The following is a 14,849-nucleotide window of genomic DNA, read 5'->3' as shown; positions in this document are numbered from 1 at the left end:
CCTCCCACCCGCTCCGCGGGCTCGATTCCGTACCGATGAATCGCTGAACGCCGAATAGTTCCCGCCCGTACCCGGAAGGGAGAACCGTCACAGTGCGGTCTCCGTACGACCCCGCTGGTTCCCTGTGCGGGGACCGCTCTTTAGTCTGACCCTGTCAAGACCATTGCGGGGCAACGTGAATCAGATGCAGGGCCTGCTCCTCGCGGGCCGCTACCGGCTCGTCGAATCCATCGGCAGTGGTGGCATGGGCCGGGTGTGGCGTGCGCACGACGAGGTGCTGCACCGCGCCGTCGCGGTCAAGGAGTTGACGGCCGCGCTGTACGTGACGGAGAGCGACCGGGCCGTGCTGCTGGCGCGTACCCACGCCGAGGCGCGGGCCGCCGCCCGGATCAACCACTCGGCCGTCGTCACCGTGCACGACGTCCTGGACCACGACAACCGGCCCTGGATCGTCATGGAGCTGGTCGAGGGCAACTCGCTGGCCGACGCGGTCAAGGAGCAGGGACGCATAGAACCGACCGAGGCGGCGCGGATCGGTGTGTGGGTGCTGCGCGCCCTGCGCGCCGCGCACTCCGCGGGTGTACTGCACCGTGACGTGAAGCCCGGGAACGTACTGCTGTCCTCCGACCGACGGGTGTTGCTGACCGACTTCGGGATCGCGCAGGTCGAGGGCGACACGACCATCACGCGCACCGGCGAGATCGTCGGCTCGGTCGACTATCTGGCACCCGAGCGGGTGCGCGGCCACGACCCCGGTCCGTCCGCCGACCTGTGGGCGCTCGGCGCGACGCTGTACACGGCGGTGGAGGGGCGGTCGCCGTTCCGGCGGACCTCGCCGCTGACCACCATGCAGGCCGTGGTCGACGAGGAGCCCGCGCCGCCGCAGCACGCCGGTCCACTCGGCCCCGTCATCACCGCGCTGCTCCACAAGGACCCCGCCGTACGGCCCGGTGCGGAGGAGGCCGAGCAGATGCTCGCCGAGGCCGCGGAGGGGCGCCGGCCGAGCGCGGCGCAGGCGTATGTGCCGACGCAGCAGCACGTGGATACGGGCACCATGGGGATGGGCGCGCAGCGGATGGCGCCCTACGGGACGGCCCACGGGACGGGGGCGCACGGCACGGCGCCCCATGGACCGGGGGCGCAGGGACCGGGGGCGCACGAGACGGCGTCGCACGGGTCCGTGGCGCACGGATCGGGCGCGCACGGGGCGACGCCGACGCTTCACGCGCCGGCGCCCGGGGCCATGGGCGACGGCACCGGCACCGGTACCGGCACCCGGGGTGCGTCCGGGAGGCGGCGCCGCGGTCGTACGATCGCCCTCGCCGTCGTACTCACCACCCTGATCGGCGGTGGCGGCGCCGTGGCCATGAACTATCTGAACAGCGCACGGACCGCAGACACGCACGACAGCGCCTCGTCCGGCACCGCGAAGCCCAGCACCACCAAGCCCGGGAGCACCCCGACCGCGACTTCGGGCACTCAGGAGCCGTCCGGCGCCGTACCGGACTCCTGGGTGCGGCGGGACGACGCCGAGGGCTTCACCATCTCCCTGCCCGACAAGACCTGGCAGCGGCAGGCCAACGGCAGCCAGGTCGACTACACGCCCGACGGCGGCGAGCACTTCGTCCGCATCGCCATCGACGACTCGCCGGACTTCCCCACTCCGTACGCACACCAGCAGGACCTGGAACAGCAGTTGACCAAGCTGGCCGACTACCGCAAGGTGCTTCTGCAGTCCAACACGTTCCGCGACTGCCCGGGCTCCCTGTGGGACTTCACCTGGACCGCGCTGCCGAATCAGACACCGTTCCCCGGCAAGCGGCGGGCGATCGAGGAGACGTACCTCAGCCGCGAGGGTGTCGAGTACGCGATCTACATGTCCGCGCCGGCGGCGGACTGGGACACCGCACGGCAGCAGTTCGACGTGATACTGCGCGGCTGGCTCCCCAAGACCTGACGGGCCGGAGGAGCAGTACGGGCGTGAACTGGTCGCAACTGGTCTGACGAGGCCGGATAACAGCCATCGCGGGAGCAGGGACCCGGAGCGGATCCGTCCGGTGCGGCATGATGGGGCGCATGGGGACCGAGGGGGAGAACGTCCGCGTGATCGCCGGCCGTTACCGGCTGGAGGCCAGGATCGGGCGGGGCGGCATGGGCGTCGTCTGGCGCGCCACCGACCAACTGCTCGGCCGGCAGGTCGCGGTGAAGGAACTCGCCCTCGACGACTCGCTCTCCGACGACGAGGCCCGGACGCAGCGCGACCGCACCCTGCGCGAGGCCCGCGCGGTCGCCCAGCTGCACCACCCGCACATCATCGTCGTGCACGATGTGGTCGAGGAGGCCGAGCGGCCGTACATCGTCATGGAGTTGATCGACGGCGGCTCGCTCGCCGAACGGATCTCCGCCGGCGGTCCGGTCGACGTGCGCGAGGCCGCCCGGATCGGCCTGGCCCTCCTCGGCGCGCTGCGCCGCGCGCACGACGCGGGTGTCCTGCACCGCGACCTCAAGCCCGCCAACGTCCTGATGGAAGCCGGCACCGACCGTGTCGTGCTCACCGACTTCGGCATCGCCCAGGTCGCGGGCGCCACGACGCTCACCGAGAGCGGGTCGTTCGTCGGCTCGCCCGAGTACACCGCGCCCGAGCGGATGTCCGGGGTCAGGACGGGCCCCGAGTCCGACCTGTGGTCGCTCGGCGCGCTGCTCTGCACGGTCCTGAGCGGCGAATCGCCCTTCCGTCGTGACTCGTTGGGCGGCATCCTGCACGCCGTCGTCATGGACGAGATCCGTCCGCCCGCGCAGGCCGCGCCCCTGCTGCCCGTCGTACGGGGGCTGCTGGAGCGCGATCCGGAGCGGCGGCTCGACGCGGTGGAGGCGGAGCGGCTGCTCAAGGCGTTCCTGGAGACGGGCCGTACGCCGCGGGCCGCGTCCGCCGGTTACACGCCCACCCAGCGGGACGTACCGAAGCGGAAGTCGCCCGTCCAGCAGACCGCGCACCCCTCCGCTCCGCCGGTTCCTCGTCCTGCCGCCACGCCCGGCCGTGCGCCGAAGCGCTCGGCGCGGACCGTGCTCGTCGTCGCGGCGCTGGTCGCCGCTGCGGCCGGGGCGGGCGTGTCGGCGGTGCTGCTGGTGAACCACGGCGGAGGCGGCGGTGGGGGCGGTACGTCGACTCCGTCCGCCAGTTCGGCGCCGGGGACGTCCGTGAGCGCGTCGCACTCCCCGAGCGCGCCCGGAGCGCCGGGGTCCTCGGCCTCACCGAGCCCCGCCCCCACGGTCACCGTCACCCGGCGGCAGACGCCGACCGCCGCCTCCAGCACGGCGCCCTCGGGCTACCAGACGGTCCATGACCCGGACGGGTTCTCGCTCGCCGTGCCGGACGGCTTCACACGCGACCCGGAGGGCGAGCGCATCTTCTACATGTCGCCGGGCCAGACCTTCCGCCTCGGCATCAAGGCGACCGACCCCGAGGCGGGCGGTCCGCTCGGGGTGATGCGGCGAGCCGACGCCGACGGGCCGTCCACGAACCCGGGCTACCACGACGGCACCGTCACCTCGACCACGTACGACGGACAGCCCGCCGCGCTCTGGGAGTTCACCTGGAACGGGTTCACCGAGGCGGAGGGCGCGCGGCACACGTACGACCTCTGCTGGGAGCGGGGCGGCCGGATGTACGACGTGTGGGTGTCGGCGCCGGTCGGCAAGATGACGGAGGCGAAGGAGTACTTCGACGTGGCGCTGGACACCTTCGTGGCCTCGTAGGCGGGAGATAAACAGGAGATAAGGGGCGGCCCGCGTCACGGGTCTGTGACCGGTGTGCGACGGGCCTGGCTGCCGGAGAGCGTGCCGCGATAGGGATGGACCCATGAGCAACAACGGGGGAGTCCCTTACGGGTCCGACGAGCCGACGAGTTTCGTTCTGCAACCGCCGGCCCGGGTCGCCCCGGTGCCGACGGTCGAGTCCGCGCCCGCCCCTGACCCCGAGCCCGGCACCGGGCGGCTCATCGCGGGCCGCTACCGGCTGCTGGGCAAGCTCGGGCACGGTGGGATGGGGACGGTCTGGCGGGCCAAGGACGAGACCGTGGACCGAGAGGTCGCCGTCAAGGAGCCGCGCGTCCCGGACCATCTTCCCGAGCGTGAACGCGCCAATGTCTTCGAGCGGATGCGCCGCGAGGCGCGCGCCGCGGCCCGGCTCGACCACCCGGCGGTGGTGAACGTCCATGACGTCGCGGTCGTGGACGGACAGCCCTGGATCGTCATGGAGCTGGTGCGGGGCCGCTCGCTGGGCGCCGCCCTCCAGGAGGGCACGATCGGGGTGCGTGAGGCGGCGCGTATCGGTCTGGAGGTGCTCGGCGCGCTGGAGGCCGCGCACGCGGCGGGCATCCTGCACCGGGACGTCAAGCCCGACAACGTGCTGCTCGGCCCGCACGGCAGGGTCGTCCTCACCGACTTCGGCATCGCGCAGATCGAGGGCGAGACGAATCTGACGGCCACGGGCGGCTTCGTCGGGTCGCCCGAGTACATCGCCCCGGAGCGGGTGCTGGGCCAGCGCCCGGGCCCGGCCTCCGACCTCTGGTCGCTCGGTGTCGTCCTGTACGCGGTCACGGAGGGCGTGTCGCCCTTCCGCCGCAGCAACACGCCCGCGACGCTCCAGTCCGTCCTCAACTCCACCCCGGCGGCGCCCGCTTCGGCAGGCGGGCCGCTGGCGGAGGCGATCAACGGACTGCTGGACAAGGACCCGTCCCGCCGCCCGGGCGCGGACCGGCTCCGCCGGCTGCTGGAGGAGGCCGCCGCGCCGCCCGTCCCGGAGCCGACGCGGGTGGCGCAGATCGCGGGTCCGGGCGGCAAGGGTCTGCGCGTGCGCCGCAAGCCCCTGTTCATCGGCCTCGGCGCGGCGGTCGTCGCGGCGGCGGTGGCGGCGTACCTGGTGCTCGCGAATCCCTTCGCGGGGCCGCTCCGACGACTGGAAGAAGCACCACGAGAACGACGTCGCCGCGACGCTGGCGGCGCCCGCGGGCTACCAGAGATCGACGCCGGACCGGACGTCGGACAAAGGGCACTGGGTCACGTACACCGACTGGAGCGGCAGCATCTGGATCGGCCTGACCCTGGTCAAGAAGTCCGAGGACACGAGCCATCGGATCAAGGACTCCTCGGCCGCCGAGATGTACGCCGACAACGACGACTTCAAGGACAGCGGCGCGTACGAGCTGAGCATGCCCAAGGCCCCGCGGACGGACCCGGAGGGCGCGGAATACCACGGCAGGCAGGCCGCCGAGAACACCGTCGCCTACACGACCACCGACAGCCAGAACCCGCGCCCGCGCGAGGTGAAGATCTTCTACTACAAGTCGTCCAAGGGCGACATGTACAAGCTCACGGTCGGCTATCCGGGCAAGGGCGACTTCACGGCACGTGGCCGTGAAGTCGCCAGGACGGCGATCGCGAACCTGGGCATCGACCAGTTGTAGAGGGGCGACGAGCGGTCAGGCGAGCTTGCCGGCCTGGGCCTTGATGAGCTCGGCGGGGATGCCGTACTCCTTGGGCTTCCCGTCGGCGAGGAACGCGGCCAGGTTCATCGAGTAGTACGTGGCCACCGTGCTGCCGTGGCGTACCGCCTCGCCGTGTACGACGATCTTGTCACCGTCCGCGACGCCGGTCACGGCGAAGGCGACCGACTCGTCGCCGCTGCCCGAGGCCTTCTCGGCCTCGACCTTGGTGAACTTCTCGGCGTCGTCCTTCGCGCCCTTCGCCGTGGCCGTGAACCCGCCCGCGCAGCCCTTGACCGCGTCGGAGACCGAGGACATGGCCTTCTGGGCGCCGTCGCCCTCGTACGAGGAGAGCGAGACGATGGTGACCGTCCCGCCCAGGGTGTCGGTGATCGAGTTCAGCGCGTCGTCGAGCTCCTCCTCCGTCATGTCCTCCATGCTCTTGGTGGAGGACGCGCTGGGCTTGGCCTCCACCGGCGTGGCCATGGTGTTGACGTACGCGGTCGAGTCGCCCGGCGCGAAGCCGGTGAGGACATAGGCGAGCGGCGCGCACTTGTCGTCGACTACGGTGATCTCCTCCTTGGAGGAGGCGAACCGCTCGGACTGGTCGGCCGCCGCGAAGCGGTACCCGCCGAGGTCACCCTTGCCGACGAGCCGCTTCTTCAACTCGGCGCCGCTCAGGGCCTTGACCGTGGCCGTCGCCCCCTTGCCGCCGGTCGCCTTGTCACCGGAGCCGGAGTCCGAACCGGAGTCGGAACAGCCTGTGGCCAGGGCGAGCGAGAGTGCCGACGCGACCACTGCGACGCCCGGGCGCGACAGCACGGATCTCTTCATTCTGGGGAAGTCCTTCGGTGTGCGGACATGACCGGCCGCGTTGGGGAACGTGGCCGATACCTGCCGTGTACATGAGGTGAAAGGACTATGAAGTAAGAGTCAAGTAAACGTCAAGCGAGTAAAGGGACCGCCAACGCCCCGTCGGTCACGGCTTCAGCTTGCCCGCGACAGCTTTGAGCAGGTCCGCCTTCGCCACGCGCAGTGCGAAGCTGCTTCCGGTGACGGACGCCGGCTTCGCGTACCAGGGCAGGCCCCGGCGGCGCCACTTGGCCGGTGCCAGATCCTTCGGGAGCCGGGGAAGGCGAGTAGACCAGCCGGAGAGCCGCAGTTCGCCGCTCCAGGTGCCCTCGGGGAGGTCGGACACGGGCACCCGGGCGGTGAAGGTGTCGCTGTGCGCGGTCCCGGTAACCGGGAAGGCGGCCGTCTTGCCGCTGTCGCTGCTGAGCGCCAGGGTCATCGGTCCGTCGGGGTACGCGCCAAGCGTCCACCGTCCGGTGATCTGCAGTTCGGTGGGGGTGCTGGCGTTCCAGCGCACGGCGCCGATCTTCAGGTGGGACAGCACCCGGTGCTTTTGCTCGCCGAGGTCGATCGTGAAGTTGCCGTGCGGGTTGGTGGTGTACACGGTGACGGGGCGGACGCCCTGTGTGGTGGCGATGACACGGGTGTCGGCCTTGCCGGACACGTCCTCGGCCCGCTTGCCGCCGATCCGCACCTCGCGCGACAGCCCTTGAGCGCCGACCGCCAGGGAGATGTCCCACAGCCCGTCGCCGAGCGGCGCGCCGGCGGCGGCGGTGTCGATGTCGATGGCGGCCGCGAACCCGGCCTTCTCATAGGCGTAGTGGCCCTCGTCCTCGTCCGCGCCGAGGCCGGGGGTGGGGGTGTGCAGGACCGGGAGGCGGTACTCGGTCCCGTTGTCGCGCTCGCGCAGTACGAGTTCGGTGGTCACGTTCTCGGTCGCCACACGGTGGAGGTACGCGTGCCCGGCGAGGTGGAGTGTGGTGCCGCGCAGCTCGGCCCGGGAGACGTGGTGCCGGACGCCGACCTTGTCGGTGACGTCGTAGCAGATGTCGGGGACGGCGCGGGCGGGGTCGCGGAGGAAGGGGTAGCGGGCGTAGGCCCGGCCGTCCTCGAGGAGGAGGGGGGTGGAGATGCCGCTCTTGCCCAGACTCTTCTCGAACTCGATCAGTTCGAGGATCTCGTCGAGCATCCGATGGCGGATGAGGTACACCCGCAGCCGGGCCATGGCCGAGAGCTGGTCGTTGATCCCGTCGTGCCACACCCGGTCGATGATCTCGGCCATCCGGGCGAGGGTCTTCTCTTGCTCGCCGCGGGCCTCGTGCACCAGGTGGCCCTTGAGGAGCACCTGCACCTCGATGGTCAGGTGACGGTGTGCCAGGTGGTCGCGGCCGGGGCCGGACGGCACGTTCTCCAGCAGCAGGTCGATCATGGCGGAGAGGAACTGCAGTCGGGGCTCGGCGCCCACGGTGCGTGTGGTGACGTTGCCCCCGTCGTCCCGCAGTGTGCAGAACAGGCAGTCGTAGTCGGCGATGACGGAGACGCCCGACGCGTTCAGGTACGCCAGGGCCGTGAACGGCTGGTCCTCTCCGACGGGCAGGCCGGATGTGAAACGCAGCTTGTGCTTCTCCAGCAGCTCGCGCCGGAACAGCTTCAACGGGCTGAGGGTCCAGTAGATGCGGGAGTTGAAGACATCGGTCTTCGGCTGATTGCGCTTGAACATGGAAGCGGGCATTCCGCGTCCGCCCACGCCCACCATTTTGCCGAGGACGATGTCCGTGTTGTTCTTCTCCGCCATGGCGACCATGCGGTCCAGGGTCTCCGGCCCCACGTAGTCGTCGGCGTCGAGAAAGAATACGTACCGCCCGCGCGCGAGCTCGAGTCCACGATTTCGCGGGGCGCCGGGACCCCCGGAGTTCTCCTGTCGGATGACCTGCAACAGCCCCGGGTACACGCTGGTCAGACGCTCCAGCTCGGCCGAGGTGCCATCGGTCGAACCGTCGTCGACGATGATGACTTCCATCTGCTCTTGGCCGATGCTTTGCTCGGCGAGAGAGGAAACGCTGCGCGTCACGTAGGGCATCGCGTTGTAGGCAGCGATGATCACCGACACTGTGGGCACAGCCATCGTCACATTCTCCTGGACAGAAAGGGGCACGCCTCGTTCTTCGGCCGCTTTAGAAACCATGTGAGCGAGGTTCATTGGCAGAGGAGAAGGTGCCGACAGAGTTGTGAATATACCGTGAGTTGCCAGTGCGTTCAACATGAATGATTGATGAAGTGCCAGCTCGGCCCGTGGTTCGGATCACCCCCGCGTCAGTCGATTTGCCCGCTCTCGTTCAAGAATGCGCCCCTCCGGTTTCGCTACTCGCGGCAACAAAGTGCAGGTAAAGCAGGGGTTTCTGCTGTGTTTAGCCCAGAAATCCAGTCGGTTCTGTGACTTTCGCGGGGCGGGTAGAGCGGGTTCCGCCCGGGGCGCACTCGAGAGGCAGGGTTGTGGCGGGGCTGAGCGGCGAGGTCGAGACGGGGCCCCGACGAACGTGATCGGGACCAATCCCTGACCCTGCCGATCAAGTACGACTACCTGATCCGCGGCGACTCCGGCCCAACCGCCGTCCACACCCAGAAGATCGAGAACGACGGCACCTCGTATGGCAGCGAGCGGACGCTGTACGACGGTCTGCTCCACCCGCGCCAGCAACAGACCGAGGGTGACGGCGGCGGCCGCATGGTCGCCGACATCATCTACGACGGCTCCAACCGCGTCGCCAAGGTCAACGACACCTATTACGCCTCTGGTGCCCCGTCCTCCACTCTCTTCCTGCCGGTCAACTCGGACGTGGATGCGCAGACGGTCGCGGAGTGCGACGGCGCGAGCCGCGCCACGGCATCGATCTTCAAGGTCGCGGGCACGGAGAAGTGCCGGACCACGTACGCGTACGGTGGTGATCGGGTCACGGCGAACCCGCCGGCCGGGCAGCCGGCCACCACGGTCGTTTCCGACGCGCGGGGACAGGCGACGACGCGGATCGAGTACCCGACAGGGGGTGACGCGGTCACCAAGTCCTACGGCGGCTACACGCCCTCGGGCCAGCTGTCGAAAGTGACGGACGACGCGGGGAACGTCTGGTCGTACGAGTACGACCAGCTGGGGCGGCAGAAGACGGCCGTCGACCCCGACACCGGTACCTCAACGCTCACCTACGACGAGATGGACCGCCCGACGTCGGTCACGCTCAACGGCACCAAGACGTCGACGCCGGAAGAGATGGAGGGTTTCGTGAAATATGTGCCAGTCCCTCCTGCGGGGCGGAGCGGAATTTCCGGCATGATCGAGAGGCTGGATTCATTTCCGAAGTCCTCTGAGGAACCCTATCGACGAAGCTGAACTCGGCCGGACGGCTCGGCGAGTAGAGGTTCAAAGCGGGTCGATGACGCCTTTCTGACGGTCCATCGGTCCAGGGCGTCCACCGGACGGGAGTGGCCCGACCAGTAGGAGTGCTGGTGGGGCCACTTCGCGTTCAGGCGGGTCGAGCGTGGTTCCGGGACCGCAGGATGGCTATCAGGGCGCAGAGTTGGCCCGGACCGGTGGTGAGGACGACCTCCGGTTCGTCGCTTTCGCGGAGGAGGATCGTTCCGGCGGGGGTGGCGGCGAGGTAGACGCAGGAGGAGGCCGCCTCGCTGTAGGTGGACTTCTGCCAATTGAGTTCGGTCATGGGGTGCCTCTCCTCAGGTTTCCTTGGCATGCCCGAGTTCACCGACGCCGCAGAACTCCTGACCTCGGAACTCGTCACGAACTCCTACCGCCACTCCACCGGCCCCGCGACCCTCCGCCTCCGTGCCCTCGGCGATACCCGCCTCCGGGTCAGTGTCTGGGACGCCGACCCCCACATCCCGCCCCCCTTCGACAAGGGTTCCGGTCCGTTCCACCCCGTCCCCGCCGAGGCGGACGGCGGACGCGGGTTGTTCCTCGTATGTCACTACGCGGACGCATGGGGCGGCTGCCCGCTCGGCGACGACCTCTTCGGGCGAAGCGGAAAGGTGCTGTGGTGCGAACTGGGGCTGCGATCCGAGCCGGGTGGCCGCGGCGTGAGGGCCCACGGTTGCGAGCGGCGTAGTCCGCGCGGCGCTACCGTGGAGGCAGCGACACGCCCTGTAATCGGTGGAGGACCGCGGTGACCATCATGAGCGAGCGTCCGGCGGCCATAGACGCTCCTTCGGCCGGAGCCTTCGAGGACATGCTCCGGACCGTCGAGGAGCTGGACACGCCTGAGGGCTACAAGGCTGAACTCATCCGGGGGAAGATCGTCGTGTCGCCGTGGTCGAAGTTGCGCTACAAGAAGGTGATGAAGTCGTTGCGGCTCCAGCTCGAGCCGCATGCGCCGGAGGGGTACGACGTGGATGTGGCGCCGTTTCTCTTCACGTTCCCCCACTCCGAGCGCGGATTCGGCCCCGACCTCCACGTGGCCGACGAATCCGCCTTCGAAGCCGAAGGCCGCCACGCCGACGGTGCCGCGCTCTCCCTCGTCGCGGAGTTGACCTCCGCATCCACCAAGGACGCCGACTGGCTCGACAAGCTGGACACGTACGGGCGTGTCGTCCCCGTGTATCTGGTGCTGGACATGCAGGTGGGGGAGATCACCGCGTTCTGGGATCCTTCCCCGAAGGGCTATCGGTCGCGGACCACGGTCACCTTCGGTACGTCCCTGCACGTTCCCCCGCCCTTCGACTTCGGCCTCGACACCTCGGAGTTCGCGGCCGGAGCGGACGTGGAGAGCTGACCGACCCGGTCGGCCCCGAATCGACACCGACCGCTTGAACAACGCCCTGATCAGGGCGTTTACTGCCAGTGCCCACTGGCGCGGTGTGTGCAGTCGGTGAAAGCGGGTTACCAACGGGTACCCAAAGCCCCCGCTCCGTCATACGCTGCGGCTCATGACGGACTCGCAGGCCTCGGAAATCACCGGCACGGTCAAGTCGGAAACGACCGGCACCAACCCCCTCGCCCCCGCCCCCGTGGGCGCCCGCACCGCCGCCGACGTGGTCACGCCCGAGCTGGTCGCGCAGCTCACCAAGGGTGTCGTCGGCTCGGGACGGACCGCCAACCACACCCCGTTCACCGGCGAGAAGCTGGCCGACCTGCCCGAGTCCACCCCCGAGGACGTACAGGAGGCCTTCGAGCGGGCCCGTAGGGCGCAGGTCGCCTGGGGCGCCACGCCCGTACGGCAGCGCGCCGCGGTCCTCCTCCGCTTCCACGACCTGGTGCTCGCCCGGCAGGCGGAGGTGCTCGACCTCATCCAGCTGGAGACAGGCAAGGCCCGGCTGCACGCGCACGAGGAGGTGCAGGCCGTCGTCGTGGCCGCCCGCCACTACGGCAGGAAGGCTCCCGCCTACCTCCGCCCCAAGCGGCACGCCGGGGCCATGCCCACCCTCACCAAGGTCACCGAACTGCGCCACCCGCGCGGAGTCGTGGGCCAGATCGCGCCCTGGAACTACCCCCTCGAACTCTCCGTCGGCGACGCGCTCCCGGCCTTCGTCGCGGGCAACGCGGTCGTCATGAAGCCGGACACCGAGACCTGCCTCACCGCCCTGTGGGCGCGTGACCTGCTCGTCGAGGCCGGGCTGCCCGCCGAGGTGTTCCAGGTCGTCATCGGGGACGGGCCGGTCGTCGGGCCGGAGGTCGTCAAGCACGCCGACTACGTCTCCTTCACCGGGTCCACCAGGACCGGCCGCGAGGTCGCCCAGGGCGCCGCCGCCCGGCTCGTCGGCGTCTCCCTCGAGCTCGGCGGCAAGAACGCCATGGTGGTTCTCGAGGACGCCGACATCGACAAGGCCGCCGCGGGCGCCGTCCGCGCCTGCTTCTCCTCCGCCGGTCAGCTCTGCATCTCCATCGAGCGGTTGTACGTCCACGAGTCCGTCGCCGACGCGTTCGCGGAGCGCTTCGCCGCCCGGACCAAGGCCATGCGGCTCGGCACCTCCCTCGCCTACGGCGCCGACATGGGCTCGCTGGTGGGGGAGCGGCAGCTGGAGACCGTGACCCGGCATGTCGAGGAGGCGGTCGCGAAGGGCGCCAAGGTCGTCGCCGGTGGCGTGGCCCGTCCCGACATCGGCCCCTACTTCTACGAGCCCACCATCCTCGACGGCGTGGAGGCCCCCATGGCCGTCTGCAACGAGGAGACCTTCGGGCCCGTCGTCTCCCTCTACCGCTTCAAGACGGACGACGAGGTCGTCGAACTCGCCAACTCCACGCCGTACGGCCTCAACTCGTCCGTCTGGACGAAGGACGGGCGGCGCGGACGCGCGGTCGCGGCGCGGCTGCGCACCGGCACGGTGAACGTCAACGAGGGGTACGCGCCCGCGTACGGCAGTGTCCAGTCGCCGATGGGCGGCATGAAGGACTCCGGCCTCGGCCGCCGGCACGGCTCCGAGGGCATCCTCAAGTACACCGAGGCGCAGACCGTCGCCCAGCAGCGGCTGCTGCCGATGGCGCCCTCGCTCGGCATGGACGACGAGAAGTACGCGGAGTTCATGAGCCGCAGCCTGAGGGTGATGAAGGCGCTCCGGCTGCGATAAGGGCTCCGCCGAGGGCCCCGCAGAGGGCTCCGGCAAGGGCTCCGTCAGGCCGCACCACGTTCTCGATGAGGAGAGCAGCACGTGTCACAGGAGAACTCCGTCCACACCCCGGACGACACCGCTTACGACTACGACGTCCTCGTCGTCGGCTCCGGCTTCGGTGGCTCGGTCACGGCCCTCAGGCTCACCGAAAAGGGCTACCGCGTAGGCGTGCTGGAAGCCGGCCGTCGCTTCACCCGCGACGCGCTGCCCAAGAACTCCTGGGACATCAAGAACTATCTGTGGGCGCCGGCCCTCGGCATGTACGGCATCCAGCGCATCCATCTGCTGGGCAACGTCATGGTGCTGGCGGGCGCCGGAGTCGGCGGCGGCTCCCTGAACTACGCCAACACCCTCTACGTACCGCCGAAGGCGTTCTTCGACGACCCGCAGTGGAAGGACATCACCGACTGGCGGGAGGAGCTGAAGCCGTACTACGACCAGGCGCGCCGCATGCTCGGCGTACGGCTCAACCCGACGATGACCCCGTCCGACGTCCATCTCAAGGCGGCCGCGCAGCGGATGGGCGTCGGCGACACCTTCCACATGGCGCCGGTCGGCGTCTTCTTCGGCGACGGGCAGGACGCGGACGGTACGGCGAAGGCCGGGCCCGGCGGTGAGGTGGAGGACCCCTACTTCGGGGGCGCCGGACCCGCCCGCAAGGCGTGCACCGAGTGCGGCGAGTGCATGACCGGCTGCCGGCACGGGGCGAAGAACACCCTCAACGAGAACTACCTGTACCTGGCGGAGAAGGCGGGCGCGGTCGTGCACCCGATGACGACCGTCGTGTCCGTCACCGACGATTCGCAGGGCGGGTACGCCGTCGCCACCCTGCCCACGGTCGAGAGGCGCAAGGGCGAAGGGCGGACGTTCAAGGCGCGCAGGGTCGTCATCGCCGCGGGTACCTACGGCACGCAGACACTGCTGCACCGGATGAAGGCGGGCGGCCAGCTGCCCTACCTCTCCCCGAGGCTGGGCGAGCTGACCCGCACCAACTCGGAGGCGCTGGTGGGCGCCCAGACCGACAACCGCCGCTACCGCAAGGCGCACGGCACGCCCAAGGCCGACTTCACCCGGGGTGTCGCCATCACGTCGTCGATCCACCCGGACGAGAACACCCACATCGAGCCCGTCCGCTACGGCAAGGGCTCGAACGCCATGGGCGGCCTGTCCATCCTCCAGGTCCCGTACGCGGAGGGCTCGTCGCGGGTGGCGGGATGGCTGGCGAACGCCGCGAAGCACCCCCTCCTCGTGCTCCGCTCGCTCTCCAACCGACGCTGGTCCGAGCGGACCATCATCGGGTTGGTGATGCAGTCGCTGGACAACTCCTTGACGACGTATCTGAAGCCGAAGGGCGCGGGGAAGGGGCTGCTGACGGCCCGGCAGGGGCACGGCGCGCCCAACCCCAAGCAGATCAGGGCCGCGTCCGAGGCCGCGTCGGCCGTCGCCGCGGAGATCAACGGCTTCGCGGGCAGCAACGTGGGCGAGCTGATGGGAACCCCGCTCACCGCGCACTTCCTGGGCGGCTGCCCGATCGGCGACTCCCGCGAGACCGGCGTGATCGACCCGTACCACCGGCTCTACGGCCACCCGGGCATCTCTGTCGTCGACGGCGCCGCGGTCTCCGCGAACCTCGGGGTGAACCCGTCGCTCACCATCACCGCCCAGGCCGAGCGAGCGATGTCGTACTGGCCCAACAAGGGCGAGGCGGACCCGCGTCCGGCGTCGGGAGCGGCGTACGAACGTCTGAAGCCGGTGGAGCCCCGCGACCCGGCGGTGCCCGCGGACGCCTTCGGCGCGCTGCGGCTGCCGTTCCTGGGGATGCCGACGGTGCCCCCGAAGCCGTAGGCGGCACGTGGGGGCGGACGGCTCATGTGAACGCGAAGAAGGAAACGCGAAGAAGGA

General features: G+C 69.9%; 10 protein-coding genes and 1 pseudogene. 8 read left to right on the top strand and 3 right to left on the bottom strand.

The window, feature by feature from the left end; all coding sequences use genetic code 11:
* Positions 1–184 precede the first annotated feature (184 nt).
* The 3 genes and pseudogenes from OG568_RS21590 (at position 185) to OG568_RS21580 (ending at position 5,465) form a co-directional block, all read left to right on the top strand.
* On the top strand, positions 185–1,957 hold the full coding sequence (locus tag OG568_RS21590; RefSeq protein WP_329532783.1) for a serine/threonine-protein kinase: 1,773 nt from the start codon (positions 185–187) through the stop codon (positions 1,955–1,957).
* Between the two features lie 119 nt (positions 1,958–2,076).
* On the top strand, positions 2,077–3,756 hold the full coding sequence (locus OG568_RS21585) for a serine/threonine-protein kinase (RefSeq protein WP_329532782.1): 1,680 nt from the start codon (positions 2,077–2,079) through the stop codon (positions 3,754–3,756).
* Between the two features lie 103 nt (positions 3,757–3,859).
* A pseudogene (locus OG568_RS21580) lies at positions 3,860–5,465 on the top strand (serine/threonine-protein kinase).
* A 15-nt stretch (positions 5,466–5,480) separates the two neighbouring features.
* Here OG568_RS21580 and OG568_RS21575 read toward each other — a convergent pair.
* Positions 5,481–6,317 (bottom strand): hypothetical protein, encoded by an 837-nt coding sequence (locus OG568_RS21575; protein ID WP_329532781.1) that lies wholly within the window; start codon positions 6,315–6,317, stop codon positions 5,481–5,483.
* A gap of 145 nt (positions 6,318–6,462) precedes the next feature.
* Positions 6,463–8,460, bottom strand: a complete 1,998-nt coding sequence (locus tag OG568_RS21570) for a glycosyltransferase family 2 protein (protein WP_329532780.1) — start codon at positions 8,458–8,460, stop codon at positions 6,463–6,465.
* A gap of 600 nt (positions 8,461–9,060) precedes the next feature.
* On the opposite strand from OG568_RS21570, the gene OG568_RS21565 reads away from it, so the two are divergent.
* Positions 9,061–9,720 carry a hypothetical protein gene (locus OG568_RS21565; RefSeq protein ID WP_329532779.1) on the top strand — a complete coding sequence of 220 codons (660 nt, stop codon included), beginning with the start codon at positions 9,061–9,063 and terminating at the stop codon, positions 9,718–9,720.
* A 133-nt stretch (positions 9,721–9,853) separates the two neighbouring features.
* Here OG568_RS21565 and OG568_RS21560 read toward each other — a convergent pair whose 3' ends face one another.
* Positions 9,854–10,048 carry a DUF397 domain-containing protein gene (locus tag OG568_RS21560; RefSeq protein ID WP_329532778.1) on the bottom strand — a complete coding sequence of 65 codons (195 nt, stop codon included), beginning with the start codon at positions 10,046–10,048 and terminating at the stop codon, positions 9,854–9,856.
* Between the two features lie 28 nt (positions 10,049–10,076).
* Between OG568_RS21560 and OG568_RS21555 the strand changes: the two genes are divergently transcribed.
* The 4 genes from OG568_RS21555 (at position 10,077) to OG568_RS21540 (ending at position 14,792) form a co-directional block, all read left to right on the top strand.
* Positions 10,077–10,511, top strand: a complete 435-nt coding sequence (locus OG568_RS21555) for an ATP-binding protein (protein ID WP_329532777.1) — start codon at positions 10,077–10,079, stop codon at positions 10,509–10,511.
* A 5-nt stretch (positions 10,512–10,516) separates the two neighbouring features.
* A complete protein-coding gene (locus tag OG568_RS21550; protein ID WP_329532776.1) occupies positions 10,517–11,113 on the top strand; it encodes a Uma2 family endonuclease in 597 nt (198 codons plus the stop codon).
* A 154-nt stretch (positions 11,114–11,267) separates the two neighbouring features.
* Complete coding sequence (locus tag OG568_RS21545) at positions 11,268–12,905, top strand: succinic semialdehyde dehydrogenase (RefSeq protein WP_329532775.1); 1,638 nt, start codon at positions 11,268–11,270, stop codon at positions 12,903–12,905.
* A gap of 81 nt (positions 12,906–12,986) precedes the next feature.
* Entirely contained in the window at positions 12,987–14,792 is a 1,806-nt protein-coding gene (locus OG568_RS21540) for a GMC family oxidoreductase (RefSeq protein ID WP_329532774.1), read from the top strand.
* Positions 14,793–14,849 lie beyond the last annotated feature (57 nt).

The sequence above is a fragment of the Streptomyces sp. NBC_01450 genome (assembly GCF_036227505.1).
Lineage (GTDB): Bacteria > Actinomycetota > Actinomycetes > Streptomycetales > Streptomycetaceae > Streptomyces.
This window is presented reverse-complemented; position numbering and strand designations above follow the sequence as displayed.